Genomic DNA, 16,408 nt, shown 5'->3' with positions numbered 1-16,408 from the left:
ATACTTTCAGTATTTAATAAAAGTATCGAGAAGAAATAGGGAAGAAAAAGGGGGAGGATCCACTTTTGGCAGAAATTGACACGAGTACCATCAATTCCCGAGCCAGAAAGACCCGTCCGAAGTATAAATCGAGCACAACAAAGTGGTAGAAAATAAAAAAGAAGCTTTACCAATAATTCCCATCACAAATTCCTCATATTTTTTTTCTATAAAGGTAGATGTAGAGAAAACTGAAAAATAAAAAATTATCCATAAAATCATGTTTCATAATGAGTAAAAAACCTAAACTCGCAGTCTGGAAGTTTGCTTCCTGTGATGGTTGTCAGTTAAGTTTACTGGATTGCGAAGATGAATTACTTGCATTAGCAGGAGAAGTTGAAATTGCAAATTTTCTAGAAGCTTCCAGCGCTGTTGTTAAAGGACCTTATGATTTATCTCTAGTAGAAGGTTCAATTACTACACCCCATGATGAAGAACGAATTCACAAGGTACGACGAGTATCAAAATACTTGGTGACTATCGGTGCTTGTGCAACAGCAGGAGGTATTCAAGCACTGCGTAATTTTAAGAGCGTTAAAGAATTCACTTCTATTGTTTATGCATCGCCAGAATATATCGAAACCTTGAGTAAATCTACTGCGATCGCTGACCATGTTTTTGTTGATTTTGAATTGCGGGGTTGTCCAATTAACAAGTATCAATTATTGGAGGTAATTAGCGCTTTTTTATCTCACCGCAAACCTAATGTTTCCCAATACAGCGTTTGTATGGAGTGCAAGCGTCGGGGGACTGTTTGTGTTATGGTCGCCCAAGGTATACCCTGCTTGGGACCGGTGACCCAGGCTGGCTGTGGAGCAATTTGTCCGGCGTACAACCGGGGTTGTTATGGTTGTTATGGACCTGCTGAAACTCCTAATACTGCATCTTTAAGTGACTGGTGGAAAAATTTGGGTGTGAATCAAGCCGATTTAGTACGCAGTTACCGCACTTATAACGCTTACGCAGAAGCTTTTCGTAAAGAAAGTGAATCCCATGACTCACCTTTCACTAGTTAGAATACTAAGGATTAACTAATGAATAGAAATACAAAGCGAATTCTATTCTGGGCTCCAAGAATTCTGTGCATTCTTTTCGCAATATTTTTGAGTATATTTGCTTTAGATGTATTCAGTGCAGGTTATGACTTTGGAGAAACAATTCTTGCCTTACTAATCCATCTAATCCCAACATGCATGGTTGTTATGGCGTTACTTATTGCATGGCGTTGGGAGGGGGTGGGAGCATTTCTGTTCATCGCTTTGGCTTTATTCTATATATTTTCCAGCGGAGGTGGGAGTTGGGTAATTTCCGGACCACTGTTTCTTATAGGTCTTCTGTTTCTACTCAACTGGATATACAGAGCACAGTTGAAAAGGTGATAGTTGTCGCCTATGGACGGGTTTGAAGTGATATTTTCCCAGCTTAAACGCACATAAAAGTATCAAGAAACATTATTCTGAGGAGGGAAAGAAGATGCAAAAGACTATCTTAGTCGTTGGTGGTACTGGAATGTTGGGACAACCTGTTTCACACCGTCTGCAAGAAGATGGATTTCGAGTGCGGATTATGACAAGGGATGGTCAAAAAGCGAAAAAGCTATTTGATGATTCTTTTGAGGTTGTGGTTGGAAATCCAGTCGAAACTAATAGCTTGAGGGAGGCGCTAAATGGCTGTCATGGAGTTCATATCAGTCTTCCAACTGAAGTGGAACAGCAAGCAACTGAGATGATTGCGAAAGTCGCTTCCAAGACAGCAATTGAGCGAATATCATATGTTTCAGGAGTAACTGTCACTGAGGAGAACAGATGGTTTTTCCTAGTAGATCGGAAGTTCATAGCAGAAAAAGCGATCCGAGATAGTGGAATTTCCTACACCATTTTCTGTCCCAGTTGGTTTATGGAGGTTTTACCGAAATTCGTTACTCAAGGTCGAGCCTCTGTTTTTGGAAAGCAACCTCAAGCTTACCACTGGATAGCGGCAGACGATTTTGCTAGGATGGTTTCAACTGCTTATAGTTCTGAGGAAGCAGCAAATAGAAGATTCTTCATTTATGGTCCAGAACTGATTACTATGGATGAGGCATTAAGACGCTATTGTTCTGTGTTTCATTCGGATATCAAGAAGATATCTATCATGCCTTTCTGGCTTGTTAAGGTGTTGTCATTTATCACGCGCAACCGAGAACTTGGGTTTGCGGGCAGATTAATGTCTTATTTCGAAAAGGTCAGTGAAATAGGCGAACCAGAAGAAGCTAACTGTATCTTAGGTGCACCAACGACAACTTTAAATGAGTGGATTGAAAAGAGAAAGGCTAGACTTGGTGTAGTTACCAGTTAATCCATAGGTGACGCTTAGATTGAGGTTGAATATGGTTGTTATACGTAATGAGTCAGCGTCCGATTTTGAAGCAATATCCGCAGTCACCAAAGCAGCTTTCGAAAATCATCCACATAGTAACAACACAGAGCAATTCATAGTTAATGCACTGCGATCTGCCAATGCATTAACAGTTTCACTGGTTGCAGAAGTTGGTGGAAAGGTGGTAGGTCATATAGCCTTCTCCCCAGTTAACATTTCTGACGATAGTCAAAATTGGTATGGTCTTGGTCCTATCTCTGTTTTGCCAGAATTCCAGAAACAAGGTATCGGGAAATCCCTCTTATTCATGAAGGTTTATCCTTGCTGAAAGCCTTAGGAGGCAAAGGTTGTGTTCTTGTGGGCGACCCCAAATACTACGAACGGTTCGGCTTCAGAAACTTTCCTGATTTGATTCTTGACGGTGTTCCGCAAGAATATTTTCTTACCTTAACCTTTGAGAAAAATGGTGCTCGTGGCATTGTGGAGTTTCACCAAGGTTTTTCTGCAAATTGCTAACCAAAAGTGTAGGGGATGGCGGGGAAGCATCTTCTTTTTTCTTCTTATCTTATTAACCGAGTAGTGAATCATGACAACTAAAACAATCAAGGTCAATTACTTGGCTCGCGTCGAAGGCGAAGGCGCGATGTATGTGAAAATCAAAAACGATAAAGTTAAAGAAGTTAAACTAAAAATTTTTGAACCACCCCGATTTTTTGAAGCTTTTTTACGGGGGCGAAAATATAGTGAAGCTCCAGATATTACCGCTCGTATCTGCGGTATTTGCCCGATCGCATATATGATGAGTGCTATTCATGCGATGGAAGATTGCTTCGGAGTTAAAGTTGCGGGTACTATTCGCGCAATGCGACGGCTGATTTACTGTGGCGAATGGATTGAGAGCCATAGTTTACACATATTTATGTTGCACGCTCCCGATTTCCTTGGTTATGACAGTGCTGTTGAAATGGCAAAGGATTACCCAGATATTGTTAAACGAGGACTGCGGTTAAAAAAAATTGGCAATCAAATTATGTCTTTGGTTGGTGGTAGAGAAGTTCACCCGATCAATGTTAGGGTGGGTGGTTTTTACAAAATGCTGACAAAACAAGAGTTACAGTCCCTTATCCCAGATCTAGAATGGGCAATTGAGGCTGCTGAATCAACAGCACGTTGGGTCGCTGGGTTTACTTTCCCTGAATTTGAGCCAGACTATGAATTTGTGGCGCTGCAACATCCTGAAGAATATCCGATGAATGAAGGGCGTTTGGTTTCTAATAAAGGTTTGGACATTCCTATTAGTGAATTTTACGATTGCATTGCAGAGATACATAAACCTCATTCTACGGCGTTACATTCAACTATCAAGGAGCGGGGAAATTACTTTGTCGGACCGCTAGCACGCTACAATTTAAATTTCGAAAAACTAACACCCCAAATCCAAGCAGTTGCTCGCAATATCGGCTTAGAATCATTTTGTAGCAATCCCTTTCAAAGCATTATCATCCGGAGTTTAGAAGTACTATACGCAGCCCAGGAAGCATTGCGTATTATTGAATCCGAGGAAATGTCAAGTCAGCCTGTTGCGGAATATACAATTAAACCTGGTACTGGGCATGGTTGCACCGAAGCACCTCGCGGTATTTGCTATCACCGTTATCAACTTGATGAGCAAGGAGATATTCTCGATGCCAAGATTGTACCTCCCACATCCCAGAACCAGTCAACTATTGAAAAAGACCTCTGGAAGTTTGTCGAACAACACATAGATTTACCAGACGAACAATTGCGACAACAATCTGAACAAGTAATTCGTAATTACGACCCCTGCATATCGTGTTCAACCCATTTCCTAAAGCTTAATGTCGAAAGAGAACCATAATCATCAAATATTACTGATTGGTGTTGGTAATAAATTCCGCCAGGATGATGCGGTTGGGTTAGTAATTGCGAAAAAATTCCGCAACCAAATATATCCAGAAACCAAGACCCCAGAAATAAAAATTATTGAAGCATCAGGTGAAGGTGTTGCATTGATGGAATTATGGCAAGACGCAACAACTGTTTATCTATTTGATGCTGTAATGTCTGGAGCTGAAGTTGGTAAAATTCATCGCATTGATGCTCAGATAAAAGTAGTACCTGCAAAGTTTTTTAACTATTCAACTCATGCTTTTAGTGTTGCTGAAGCAGTGGAACTGGCAAGAACTTTAAATCAACTCCCATCCAAGTTAATTATATATGGCGTGGAAGGAAAGAATTTTTCCCATGGGATAGGACTTTCTCCAGAAGTTGAACAAGCTACAGAAAAAGTCGTACAACAAATACTAATAGAATTATGCACGAAGCAAGTTTAGTTAATGACCTCATTAAAAAAATTAATACTGTTGTTTTAGAGCAAGAAGGTACAAGAGCTATATCAGTTAAAGTAAAATTGGGAGCACTTTCGCATATTTCTAGCGAGCATTTACAGCAACATTTTCAGTTAGCATCTAAAGATACAGTTGCAGAGGGTGCTCATCTAGAGTGTCAGATATCAGAGGATTTGAAAGACCCTTTTGCAGAGGATATTTTACTTGAAAGTGTAGAATTTGAGGTTTAGTAAACACCACAAAAAAAACAACAATCCTCACAAGTTCCCCATTTTTTTTGCTTAATCTAAAAATAGAGCCGATGTGAGGGAAAAATTATTCCTCATGTTTTTTAAGCTCCCAATATTGAAAAGTGCAATTAAAAAGTTTTGAGGTGAACATGTATTGAATAAAAAATCTCCCACCAACAGCCGAGTTATTGTTGCGAGAGAGGACTTGCAACAGCTATTAGATGTACTCACTCAACAAGAATATCAATTAATTGGCCCTACCATTAATGAAGGTGCAATTGTCTATGATCGAGTATCTAAAGTAGAAGACTTTCCCATTGGATGGACTGACGAGCAAGATGGGGGAACATATCGTTTGCGATCGCGAAACGATAAAGCTGTTTTTGGCTATGTAGTTGGACCCCACTCCTGGAAGAAATATTTGTTTCCTTCAAGGGTTCGTTTATGGAAAGCGCAACGTCAAGGTCAGAATATTCAAGTTAATCCAGAAATTCCTGATTCCACCAAAAGAGCTTTTATTGGAATGCGCTCTTGCGAGTTAAATGCGATCGCAATTCAAGATAAAGTTTTTCTTTCAGGTGAAAGCGTAGATCCCCACTACAAAGCAAATCGGGATAATATTTTTATCGTTGCTGTCAACTGCGCTCAAGCTGGGGGAACATGTTTCTGTGCATCAATGCGAACTGGACCAAAAGCAATTCAGGGATTTGATCTAGCGTTAACTGAGGTTTTAGATTCCGAAAGTCACTATTTTGTGGTTGAAGTTGGTAGCGAACTTGGGGCACAAGTAATTGATAGAGTAGTCCATAAACCAGCCAGCACCGCCGAACAAGTCATAGCAGATGAGATTGTTACCCAAACAGCACAACAAATGGGACGCAACTTAGATACAGAAGGTATAAAAGAACTTTTGTATGACAATCTGGAGCATCCCCGATGGGATGATGTCGCCTCCCGTTGTCTTGCTTGTGGTAACTGTACCCTAGTTTGTCCCACCTGTTTTTGTTCCACAGTAGAAGATGTGACTGATTTAACAGGAAATCATGCCGAACGATGGCGACAGTGGGATTCTTGTTTCACGATTGATTTTTCTTATCTGCATGGGGGAAGCGTGCGAACCAGTATTAAGTCCCGTTACCGCCAGTGGATGACCCATAAACTAGCAAGTTGGATCGATCAATTCGGAACATCAGGATGTGTTGGTTGTGGGCGTTGTATTACTTGGTGTCCGGTAGGAATTGATATTACTGAAGAAGTGAAGGCAATCAAAGAAAGCAGTTAACTAAATTATGAACAATGATTTGTTATACCGATTCAATAAATTATTGCAACAGATCCTTCGGTAGAGACCTTGCAGAGGCTAACGCCGACGCCGCAGGCTCTGCAAGGTCTCTACAAAATATATCTGTCTCATTATTTTTCCAAATTGGTATTAAAACTGTTCATTTTCCCAATCGCTAGTCCCCATATGCCGCTTGCGGCGGCACGCAGTGCTATCCCCAATCCCCTCCACACCATGACAATATCTACTTTAGAACCACTTTTAAAAGAACATAGTTTTTTTCTTGGACTCAAACCAGAGTACATCCAGCTTTTAGTTGAATGTGCATCAAATGCCTGTTTTGAAGCAGGACAAATGATTTTCCATCGCGAAGAAGAGGCAAACAGATTTTACCTGCTTAGACATGGCAGAGTTTCAGTAGAAATCAGTTCTCCCGGAAAACAAGCAATAGTCATTAAAACCCTCACAGACAATGATGTTCTGGGATGGTCTTGGCTATTTCCACCCTACCAATGGCAATTTGATGCTCGAGCGCTAGAATTAACGCGAGCGATCGCATTAGATGGTCGGTGTTTGCGCGGTAAATGTGACAACGATCCGGAACTGGGTTACGAAATGATGAAACGCTTTTCCTTCATCATGTTAGAGAGCTTACAAGCAACCCGGTTACAACTTTTAGATCTCTACGGTTTACCAGAGAGAAAGTTATTATGACCACTTTTAATTATTATGACCACTTTTAAAAGGAAAGAGAATATATCTCCACACCTCTATCTTCCCTCTCATACCCCAGTTAACCCGATGCTCCCGAAAATTTACCGGGTAAAACGAACGCGTAAGGAAACTCATGATACTTTTACCCTAGAGTTAGAACCTGCTGACGGTAAAGAACAATTTAACTTTGTGCCCGGTCAATTTAACATGCTCTATGCTTTCGGCACAGGTGAGTGTGCTATTTCTATTAGTGGGAATCCACAAGAACCGGAGAAATTACAACATACTACCAGAATAGTAGGAAATGTTACCACTGCCTTGAGTAAGCTCAGACCTGGTGACACAATGGGGATACGGGGACCCTTTGGTAGTTTTTGGCCTTTACAGATTGCTGAGGGTAATGATGTAGTTTTAGTTGCCGGAGGAATTGGTTTAGCTCCACTCAGACCTGCGGTATATCATATACTGGCAAATAGACAAAAATACGGTAAGGTTGTTTTGCTTTTCGGGACTCGTACGCCTCAAGATATACTCTTTCGTCGCGATTTAAAAGCATGGAAATCTCACCTCGACCTGGAAGTATTTGTCACAGTTGATCGGGCTCAAGCTGGTTGGCAGGGCAATGTCGGAGTTGTGACACACTTGATACGTAGAGCACCTTTTGACCGACTCAATACCACAGCAATAATGTGCGGACCGGAAGTGATGATGCAGTTTACAATTGCAGAGTTATTAAAACGGGGAGTCAGTCCAGATAACATTTATATTTCAATGGAACGGAATATGAAGTGTGCTGTTGGTTTTTGCGGACATTGTCAACTTGGACCAACTTTTATTTGCAAGGATGGACCTGTGTTCAGGTATGACAAAATTAAGTTTTGGTTTGAACAAAGGGAGTTTTGAGGGGTTGGGATGGGGATGGGGCATTGGCAGGTGTGAATACATCAACCTTCAACAATCGCCGTAAATCACATCTGTGATGATTCCCACAAATTTAGGTTATTTCAGCTTTCATAACAGAATTCAGGAGTCAGAAGACAGGAATCAGAAGTGGAATGCGCTTTACACCTGACTTTTAGCTTCTCGCCTGTACATCACTTACTTGTCTTTCATTAGGTTGTTTGAACTCTGGTTTTTATAATACAAATAACATTACTGTGGTTTTTGTAGTCACTGACAACCTAATAAATCTTCTGAAAATATTAGTATAAAAAAAAACAGACAAAAAATATAAAAACGTAATATTACTAAGAAGGTAAATAAAACATGATTTTAACCTCTCAGAAGAGACTGTAGGAAATATCTAACCCTTTTATATCCAGGGAAAAATTTCCTTCCTGTCCCCATAAGCATATTTACTAATGATGCTCTAGGACAGGGTTATATTCATGCTTTCGCAGAGTATGTCCTGTTCAGGGGGGTAGTTTATCTGTGGGACACAATATTCTTTATAACTAGGGTTACAACACCTGCGGTTATAAGCCTTGATGTTGTTTACTAATAATTTATTTTTTCGAATAACTGACAAATATTTCAACAGTATAAGACTCGATCTGAAGCAGGGGTTTTGATGTTACCAACAGGATTAATCAAAAAAGTAAAAGATTCACCAGAAGCAGGACAATCCTCTGGAAATGAGTTGTCCAAAGGAAAAAGGGAAAAAATAATCCAGAATATTGCAATTGCTGCATCCTTTACTAGCGAACCAGTGAAAGATACTCTTGAATTTTGGATGCAAGAAATAGGAATCTTTCACTCGATTGAGTTTGCCCCTTACAATCAAATATTTCAACAGTTACTCGACAAAAATAGTATCACATCGCAGAATCAGCAAGGTGTAAATCTAATTCTGATACGATTTGAGGACTGGTACCAGGATGATGAAACTTTTAAGCACAGTGTAGAAGAATTCTTGCTGGCTATGCAAGGAGCGACACAAGGTTCAAAAACTCCTTATCTGGTTTGTATTTGTCCGGTTTCTCCGTCAGCACTTGGGGATATTAATCGGGTGCAGCTGTATCGGGATATGGAGACATGGTTGGTGTCTGAATTAAATCACATCAACGGTGTATACGTAGTGACATATGAAGAGTTAAATAGAACTTATCCAGTTGCAGATTACTACGACCCTTACGGTGAAGAAGAAGGAAAAATTCCCTACACTCCATCTTTCTTTTGTGCTTTGGGTACAATGCTGGCGCGAAAAATCCATGCTTTGAAAAGTTTACCTTATAAAGTAATTGTTCTCGATTGCGATAACACTCTGTGGAGTGGAGTTTGTGGTGAAGATGGTTCAACTGGGGTGAAAATTAGCCCTCCATATCAAGCACTACAAAAATTTATCATTGCACAGCAAGAAGCGGGAAAGCTGATTTGTTTGTGCAGTAAGAATGTTGAAGCTGATGTGTTTGCAGTATTTGAACAACATCCAGATATGTTACTAAAAACAGATCGGGTGGTAAATTGGCGGATTAATTGGAAAACTAAGTCTGAAAATTTGAAATCCCTTGCTGCAGAACTTCAATTGGGTTTGGATAGTTTTATATTCATTGATGACAATCCGGTGGAGTGTGGGGAAGTTAAGGCTAATTGTCCCCAGGTTTTAACCCTACAACTTCCTAAAGAATGCGAACAAATTCCCCAATTTATCCAGCATATTTGGGCATTCGACCAGATACAAGTAACTAAAGAAGATCAGAAAAGAACTGAACTTTATCAGCAAAATGTCCAACGTCAGCGTTTACATCAAAAGTCTCTCACTTTTACTGATTTTCTGACGAAATTGGGTTTAGAAATTGAGATTTCTCAGATGAAACCGGAAGACTTACCACGGGTTTCTCAACTAACTCAACGTACTAATCAATTTAACTTTACTACTATCCGACGGTCAGAAGTTGAAATTCAACAACTCTGTGATTCTGGTATGTTGGAGTGTCGAGTTGTTCGCGTCAAAGACCGATTTGGAGATTATGGTTTAGTTGGTTTAATGTTGTTTTCCTCTAATGATAATGATGATGTATTAAGTGTAGATACTTTTTTACTCAGTTGTCGGGTACTTGGTCGAGGTGTGGAGCATCGGGTGGTTTCCTATTTGGGGAAAACAGCACGAGATAAAGGATTGAGCAAAGTTAATCTTTTATATCAACAGACCCAGAAAAATAAACCAGCTTTAGATTTTCTTGAAAGTATTAGTGAGAAGTTGAAACTGGATGAGTGTAACCAGGAGAAATACAACCAAGAAGATCGCGACTTACGCATGGACAATGTAAATACGGTCATTGCGACTATAGGAAGCAATCCCAAACCATTGAAAGTTGGTAATGAGTGCGTAACTCCTAAAAATAATACTGTTGAGTTATTTCAATTTTCATCTACAGCTTTGACTAGATTAACTTTTAATCCAAATCAAGTAGAAACAGAAACTCCATCTCCACAGGATTTGCAGCAAAATAATTCTCAACAAATTGAAACTACAAATACCTCAGATCTACGGGATTCCTCAGAAGGAATTATTTGGGAACGTGTAGCAAAAGAGTTATATACCCCCGAACTTATACTCCAGGAAATTTTATATCGACAACAACGTCAACGTCCAGAATTAGAAATTGGATTTGTTGCTCCTCGTACTTCTGTAGAGAAAGCGATCGCAAGTCTGTTCGCTGAAGTTTTAAAAATAGATCGGGTGGGTATTAATGATAACTTTTTCGAATTGGGGGGAAATTCCCTATCTGCAACTCATTTAATTTCTCGATTGCGGGACGCTTTTAAATTGGAACTGTCTCTAAATCTTTTATTTGAATTCCCTACGGTAACTGGCTTAGCTGAGAGTTTTCAGGTACTGCAAACTACAACACAACACATTAGTAGTTCTATTGCTGATACTGAAGACGAATACGATGAAGGTGTTTTGTAAATGACCAAACAGTAAAAACCTATCAACGTATCAAGCTCTCAAATTATATTTGTGAAAAAGTAAAAATGTTTTCTACTACTCTTACTTATCGATGTATCAGTGAGATAACTGTTAACTGATGGCTGTTAACTAATAACTGTTAACTGTTAACTGATAACTGATAATTGAAATGACTATAGTTAAATTTTTATCTAATTTACAAGATTTAGGAATCAATCTCTGGATTGAAAATGAAAAACTACGTTATCGTGCTCCGAAGGGAGTAATGACGTCAACCCTGAAGCAAGAATTAACCGAGCGAAAAACAGAAGTTATAACTTTTCTCCAACAAGCAAAGATTGCTAAACAATCCACAAACAAAGCCATCGCACCTGCTCCACGAAACGGAAATTTATCTTTATCCTTTGCTCAGCAACGAATGTGGTTTAACTATCAATTGGATAGTAATAACCCTTTTTATAATGAAAGTTTTCAAGTAAGAATTACAGGGAAGTTAAATATCCCTGCTTTAGAAAAAAGTATTAATGAAATTGTCCGTCGTCATGAAGCTTTACGAACAAGCTTTTCGAATGTAGAGGGAAAACCTTTACAATATATTAATCCTTCCTTGAATGTACCCCTACCAGTAATTGACTTACAGGGTTCATCAGAAGCAGAAGTACAACAAATTATTATCAAAGAAGCCAGACAACCTTTCGATTTGAGCAATGGTTCTTTGTTAAGAACAACTTTATTGCATCTCGCTCCCGAATCCTACGTGCTGATATTAGTCATGCACCACATCATTACCGATGGTGCTTCAATGGGAGTGTTTTTTCAAGAATTATCTGCTTTTTATCAAGATGCGAAACGCACAGATGCGACATTTACAGACGGAACATATAAAGACGCAATATCTACAGACGCGACATGTAGAGACGTTGCATGCAACGTCTCTACAAGATTACCAGAATTACCGATCCAATATGCAGACTTTGCAATTTGGCAACGCCAATGGTTAACTGGAGAAGTATTAGAAAGACAACTAAATTACTGGAAGCAACAGTTAGCTTCGGTTCCACCGTTATTGGAATTACCAACTGACAAACCTCGTCCTCCCGTACAGACTTATTGTGGAGCGATCGCTCAATTCCAACTCGACCAAAATTTGACTCAACAGCTGCAAACTCTCAGCCAAAAGTCAAGAACAACTTTGTTTATGAGTCTGCTGGCGGCTTACAGTATTTTACTTTATCGTTATAGCGGTCAAGAGGATATTTGTATCGGTTCTCCCTTTGCAAATCGTAACCGTCAGGAAGTAGAATCACTGATTGGCTTTTTTGCTAATACAATAGTGTTGCGTACCCAAATTAAAGATAATCCTAGTTTTTCTGAGTTATTACAACAGGTAAGACGGGTTGTGCTAGATGCTCACACCCATCAAGATATACCTTTTGAGCAAGTAGTAGAAGCACTGCAACCACAACGTTCTCCCAGTTACAATCCCCTATTTCAAACAATGTTTGTGCTGGAGAATTTTTCCATAGATACATTAGATTTACCGGATATTTCCCTAACTCCCCAACTAGTAGATCGGGGTACATCTCAGTTTGATTTAAGTTTGTCGATGTGGGAGACAGAAGCGGGACTCAGAGGTTATTGGGAATATAATACTGACTTGTTTGAAAGTGACACTATTGCTAGAATGACAGGTCATTTCCAGACTTTGTTATCAGCGATTGTTGCAAATCCCCAGTTACAAATTAGTGAACTACCTATCCTGACAGAAAACGAACAACATCAGTTATTGATTGAGTGGAATTCTAAAAAGAGCGATTTCCCTAAGGATAAATGTATCCATCAGTTGTTTGAATCGCAGGTAGAAAAAACACCTGATGCTGTCGCAGTAGAATTTGGTTCCCAAAAACTAACTTATGCACAATTGAACGCTAAAGCAAATCAATTAGCACATTATCTACAAACATTGGGTGTGGAACCAGAAGTCTTGGTTGGTTTATGTATAGAACGCTCTTTGGAAATGGTTGTAGGATTATTGGGAATCCTCAAAGCTGGTGGTGCTTATGTTCCCCTGGATCCTAATTATCCCCCGGAACGTTTAGGATATATGTTGGCGGATTCTGGAGTATCAATTCTACTGACTCAGCAGAAATTAGTAGATGTTTTACCTAAAAATAGTGCAAAAGTAATTTGCTTGGATAAAGATCCAATATCTACAGACATTACATGTAACGTTTCTACAAAAGTTAGCAAGGTAAAATCAGATAATTTAGCTTATATAATTTACACTTCTGGTTCCACTGGAAAACCAAAGGGTGTAATGATAGAACATCGGTCTTTGGTAAATTTCATCGAAGCAGCAAAGGTAGAGTATGGAATTAGTTCCGAGGACAAGGTTTTGCAATTTGCATCAATTAGTTTTGATGTTGCAGCAGAAGAAATTTATACTTGTTTAACTGCTGGTGGAACTTTGGTGCTACGCACCGATGAAATGATAAACTCTACTTCTCAATTTCTACAAAGCTGTCGTGAGTCTCAGTTAACGGTATTAGATTTACCTACAGCTTATTGGCATCAGTTAACATCTGAATTAGTAACTACTGGTGAAATATTACCCGCATCAGTAAGACTGGTAATTATCGGGGGAGAAGCAGCACTAGCAGAAACATTAAATTTGTGGCGAAAGTATGGAGAGAATAAGCTTACACAAACTCCCTTATTAATCAATGCTTACGGTCCAACGGAAGCAACTGTAGAAACGACAACATACAGATTTTCCGAACTGCGATCGCCGCACAATATAAACTCACAGTTACCGATTGGACGACCGCTGAAGAATGTAGAAGTTTATATTCTAGATAAATATCTCCAACCGGTTCCTATTGGTGTACCAGGTGAATTGTATATTGGTGGGGCTGGTTTAGCTAGAGGTTATTTCAATCGTCCAGAGTTAACGGCTGAGAAATTTATCCAAAATTCCTTCTTAAAAAGTAGGGGAGCAGAGGAAGCAAAGAGAGATATTAATTACAAATTATTACCCATTACCGGTTCAAAATTATATAAAACTGGGGATTTAGTTCGTTATTTGCCGGATGGTAATATTGAATTTCTCGGTCGAATTGATAACCAAGTAAAAATTCGTGGTTTTCGGATCGAATTGGGAGAAATTGAAACTGCGATCGCTGCACATCCCCAAATAAAAGAAGCGGTTGTTATTGTCCAAGAAGATGAACCGGGGAAAAAACGTCTTGTAGCCTATATTGTAGAGACATTAAATGTAACATCAACATCTCTACAAACTCAAAAATCCGTCTTGGAAAGTTTGGGGGGAAGAAAATCTACACCCCCAACTTTCCGCAACATCCAAAATACACTCCGGGACTTCCTCAAACAAAAGTTACCCGATTACATGGTACCTAGTGTGTTTGTAATTTTAGATTCCTTACCTTTGACTCCTAGTGGTAAGGTAGACCGTCGCGCTCTTCCGATTCCATCAGTAAATATTGACTTAGAAAACTTTGTTGCTCCTCGTAATTATACTGAAGAAATTTTAGCTGATATCTGGAAGAATGTCTTAAATCTAAAACAAGTAGGTATTCATAACAACTTCTTTGAACTGGGTGGAGACTCGATTGTCAGCATTCAAATCATCGCTCGCGCTCATCAAGCTGGTTTAAAACTGACACCAAAACAATTGTTTCAATATCAAACTGTTGCGGAATTAGCAATGGTTGCTGGTAAAGCTACTACTAATCTTCAAGCTCAACAGGGTTTAGTTACTGGAGAGATTCCCTTAACACCAATTCAGCACTGGTTTTTCGAGCAAAATTTTGTTGAACCTCACCACTTCAATCAAGCAATGCTACTGGAGGTTCCATCTGACATCAAACCGGAGTTACTACAGCAGGGACTAAAACAGTTGTTGGTTCATCATGATGCTTTGCGTCTGCAATATGTCCAGCATAGTTCTCAGTGGGAGCAAATTAATCGGGATGCTACTTTTTCTGTTCCCTTCCAGGTTATTGATTTGTCGCACCTAGAATCAGAAGAAGAAAAAATAGCGTTCATCACTCAAAAAGCAAACGAACAACAAAAAGCACTGAATATTTCTACTGGTCAATTAGTACAGATGGTGTTATTCCAGTCAGGTACTTCTTTACCAGGACGTTTACTGATTGTTATCCATCATCTCGCTGTTGATGGTGTGTCGTGGCGAATTTTACTGGAAGATTTGACAACGGCTTATTACCAACTTTTACGGGGAGAGAATATCCAATTACCAGCTAAAACCACATCTTTTAAAGATTGGTCATATCGACTCCAAGATTACGCTCAGGGAGAAGCACTGAGGTCGGAATTAAAATACTGGTTGCAAATGACTAATACATTTGCGACTCATTTACCTGTTGATTATACTCATGAAAAATCAACTGAAAAATTCTTTAACACTGTAGCTTCCTGTGACATTGTATCTGTATTCCTGAGTAGGGAACAAACTCATAAGCTATTGCAGGAAATCCCCTCGGTTTACAATACTCAAATTAATGATGTCTTGCTTACTGCTTTGGTGCAGACTTTTGCTCAGTGGACCGATGGTAATTCCTTACTTGTCGATTTAGAAGGTCACGGACGGGAAGATTTATTTGAGGATGTGGATTTGTCTCGCACCGTAGGGTGGTTTACTAGTGTGTTCCCAGTTCTACTAAAACTAGAAGATTTAACTCATCTGGGAGATATTCTCAAGTCAGTCAAAGAACAATTGCGACAAATTCCCCAACGAGGTATTGGTTATGGTATTTTGCGTTATCTCAGTCCTGACCTGAATATCCGCGAACAATTACAAACACTTCCCCAAGCTGAGATAAGTTTCAATTACTTGGGTCAATTTGACCAAACACAATTGGGGAATGGGTGGAAGTTTGCTCGAGAGTCTCATGGTGAAATTCATAGTCCTTTGGGACAACGCTCTCATTTATTAGAAATAGATGGCTTAATTATTAATGGTCAGCTGCAACTGGATTGGAGGTATAGCAAGAATATCCATGAAAAGTCTACTGTAGAAGGTTTAGCAAATTGTTATTTGCAAGCTCTAGAAACAATCATCGCCCATTGTTTGTCCAATGATGCAGGAGGATATACCCCTTCTGATTTCCCTGAAGCGGACTTGAGTCAAGATGAACTTGATGTATTACTATCGCTTCTTGATTGATATCAATAGATAGTATCCCAAACGCTTAAATTTGTAGTCCTTCTAGCAACTGTATATATAAAGGGAGCAAGATGCTTGCACTACAATATTTTTTCAAAAATTGGGATGCTCCCTAGCAAGTAATATTTTAGTTCTTAAAGTAACACCAAAACTCAGTGTAAATATTTATAATTGCCCAAGTGAAAGTAGGAATAAAAATTGTCCTCACTCAAATCCACCAATTGATTCATAGGGTAAATAGTAACTGTTAACTGATGACTGATAACTGTTAACTGATAACTGGTAACTGTTAACTGA

Annotated in this window: 13 protein-coding genes; all 13 read left to right on the top strand. The window is 39.3% G+C overall.

The annotated features are described in order from the left end of the window. Window positions 1-269 precede the first annotated feature (269 nt). The 13 genes from BC008_RS10020 (at window position 270) to BC008_RS09965 (ending at window position 16,111) form a co-directional block, all read left to right on the top strand. Window positions 270-1,055, top strand: coding sequence for an NADH-quinone oxidoreductase subunit B family protein (locus BC008_RS10020; protein WP_027844915.1), 786 nt, complete (start codon window positions 270-272; stop codon window positions 1,053-1,055). An 18-nt stretch (window positions 1,056-1,073) separates the two neighbouring features. Continuing rightward, on the top strand, window positions 1,074-1,418 hold the full coding sequence (locus tag BC008_RS10015; RefSeq protein ID WP_027844916.1) for a DUF7670 domain-containing protein: 345 nt from the start codon (window positions 1,074-1,076) through the stop codon (window positions 1,416-1,418). Window positions 1,419-1,512: 94 nt separating this feature from the next. Then, on the top strand, window positions 1,513-2,376 hold the full coding sequence (locus BC008_RS10010; protein ID WP_027844917.1) for an SDR family oxidoreductase: 864 nt from the start codon (window positions 1,513-1,515) through the stop codon (window positions 2,374-2,376). A gap of 31 nt (window positions 2,377-2,407) precedes the next feature. Further along, window positions 2,408-2,725: a GNAT family N-acetyltransferase gene (locus BC008_RS50420; RefSeq protein ID WP_201026107.1), complete on the top strand. Its 318-nt coding sequence runs from the start codon at window positions 2,408-2,410 to the stop codon at window positions 2,723-2,725. A gap of 29 nt (window positions 2,726-2,754) precedes the next feature. After that, window positions 2,755-2,913 carry a hypothetical protein gene (locus tag BC008_RS50415; RefSeq protein ID WP_201026106.1) on the top strand — a complete coding sequence of 53 codons (159 nt, stop codon included), beginning with the start codon at window positions 2,755-2,757 and terminating at the stop codon, window positions 2,911-2,913. A 70-nt stretch (window positions 2,914-2,983) separates the two neighbouring features. Next, window positions 2,984-4,276 (top strand): Ni/Fe hydrogenase subunit alpha, encoded by a 1,293-nt coding sequence (locus BC008_RS10000; protein ID WP_027844918.1) that lies wholly within the window; start codon window positions 2,984-2,986, stop codon window positions 4,274-4,276. Beyond that, the gene (locus tag BC008_RS09995; protein ID WP_036266758.1) at window positions 4,257-4,751 is read left to right on the top strand and encodes a hydrogenase maturation protease; all 495 of its coding nucleotides are present in this window, start codon (window positions 4,257-4,259) and stop codon (window positions 4,749-4,751) included. The genes BC008_RS10000 and BC008_RS09995 overlap by 20 nt, the downstream gene beginning before the upstream one ends. Beyond that, the gene (locus BC008_RS09990) at window positions 4,733-4,996 is read left to right on the top strand and encodes a hydrogenase maturation nickel metallochaperone HypA (protein ID WP_027844920.1); all 264 of its coding nucleotides are present in this window, start codon (window positions 4,733-4,735) and stop codon (window positions 4,994-4,996) included. Before BC008_RS09995 ends, BC008_RS09990 begins: the two co-directional genes overlap by 19 nt. Before the next feature lie 154 nt (window positions 4,997-5,150). After that, window positions 5,151-6,278, top strand: coding sequence for a 4Fe-4S dicluster domain-containing protein (locus BC008_RS09985; protein ID WP_027844921.1), 1,128 nt, complete (start codon window positions 5,151-5,153; stop codon window positions 6,276-6,278). A 234-nt stretch (window positions 6,279-6,512) separates the two neighbouring features. Further along, window positions 6,513-6,992: a cyclic nucleotide-binding domain-containing protein gene (locus BC008_RS09980; RefSeq protein WP_027845250.1), complete on the top strand. Its 480-nt coding sequence runs from the start codon at window positions 6,513-6,515 to the stop codon at window positions 6,990-6,992. 15 nt (window positions 6,993-7,007) lie between these two features. Further along, complete coding sequence (locus tag BC008_RS09975; protein WP_082650529.1) at window positions 7,008-7,895, top strand: FAD/NAD(P)-binding protein; 888 nt, start codon at window positions 7,008-7,010, stop codon at window positions 7,893-7,895. Window positions 7,896-8,562: 667 nt separating this feature from the next. Continuing rightward, window positions 8,563-10,905 (top strand): HAD-IIIC family phosphatase, encoded by a 2,343-nt coding sequence (locus BC008_RS09970; protein ID WP_058183486.1) that lies wholly within the window; start codon window positions 8,563-8,565, stop codon window positions 10,903-10,905. 169 nt (window positions 10,906-11,074) lie between these two features. After that, complete coding sequence (locus tag BC008_RS09965) at window positions 11,075-16,111, top strand: non-ribosomal peptide synthetase (RefSeq protein ID WP_027845249.1); 5,037 nt, start codon at window positions 11,075-11,077, stop codon at window positions 16,109-16,111. Window positions 16,112-16,408 lie beyond the last annotated feature (297 nt).

The sequence above is a fragment of the Mastigocoleus testarum BC008 genome (assembly GCF_001456025.1).
Taxonomy (GTDB): domain Bacteria; phylum Cyanobacteriota; class Cyanobacteriia; order Cyanobacteriales; family Nostocaceae; genus Mastigocoleus; species Mastigocoleus testarum.
Note: the sequence above shows the minus strand (reverse complement) of the source record. Positions and strands in the feature narration are given on the sequence as shown.

What these genes read in the sequence shown, in the direction of transcription:
- BC008_RS10020 (WP_027844915.1), top strand. Translation starts at nt 270, where the DNA reads ATGAGTAAAAAACCTAAACTCGCAGTCTGGAAGTTTGCTTCCTGTGAT.
- BC008_RS10015 (WP_027844916.1), top strand. Translation starts at nt 1,074, where the DNA reads ATGAATAGAAATACAAAGCGAATTCTATTCTGGGCTCCAAGAATTCTG.
- BC008_RS10010 (WP_027844917.1), top strand. Translation starts at nt 1,513, where the DNA reads ATGCAAAAGACTATCTTAGTCGTTGGTGGTACTGGAATGTTGGGACAA.
- BC008_RS50420 (WP_201026107.1), top strand. Translation starts at nt 2,408, where the DNA reads ATGGTTGTTATACGTAATGAGTCAGCGTCCGATTTTGAAGCAATATCC.
- BC008_RS10000 (WP_027844918.1), top strand. Translation starts at nt 2,984, where the DNA reads ATGACAACTAAAACAATCAAGGTCAATTACTTGGCTCGCGTCGAAGGC.
- BC008_RS09995 (WP_036266758.1), top strand. Translation starts at nt 4,257, where the DNA reads ATGTCGAAAGAGAACCATAATCATCAAATATTACTGATTGGTGTTGGT.
- BC008_RS09990 (WP_027844920.1), top strand. Translation starts at nt 4,733, where the DNA reads ATGCACGAAGCAAGTTTAGTTAATGACCTCATTAAAAAAATTAATACT.
- BC008_RS09980 (WP_027845250.1), top strand. Translation starts at nt 6,513, where the DNA reads ATGACAATATCTACTTTAGAACCACTTTTAAAAGAACATAGTTTTTTT.
- BC008_RS09975 (WP_082650529.1), top strand. Translation starts at nt 7,008, where the DNA reads ATGACCACTTTTAAAAGGAAAGAGAATATATCTCCACACCTCTATCTT.
- BC008_RS09970 (WP_058183486.1), top strand. Translation starts at nt 8,563, where the DNA reads ATGTTACCAACAGGATTAATCAAAAAAGTAAAAGATTCACCAGAAGCA.
- BC008_RS09965 (WP_027845249.1), top strand. Translation starts at nt 11,075, where the DNA reads ATGACTATAGTTAAATTTTTATCTAATTTACAAGATTTAGGAATCAAT.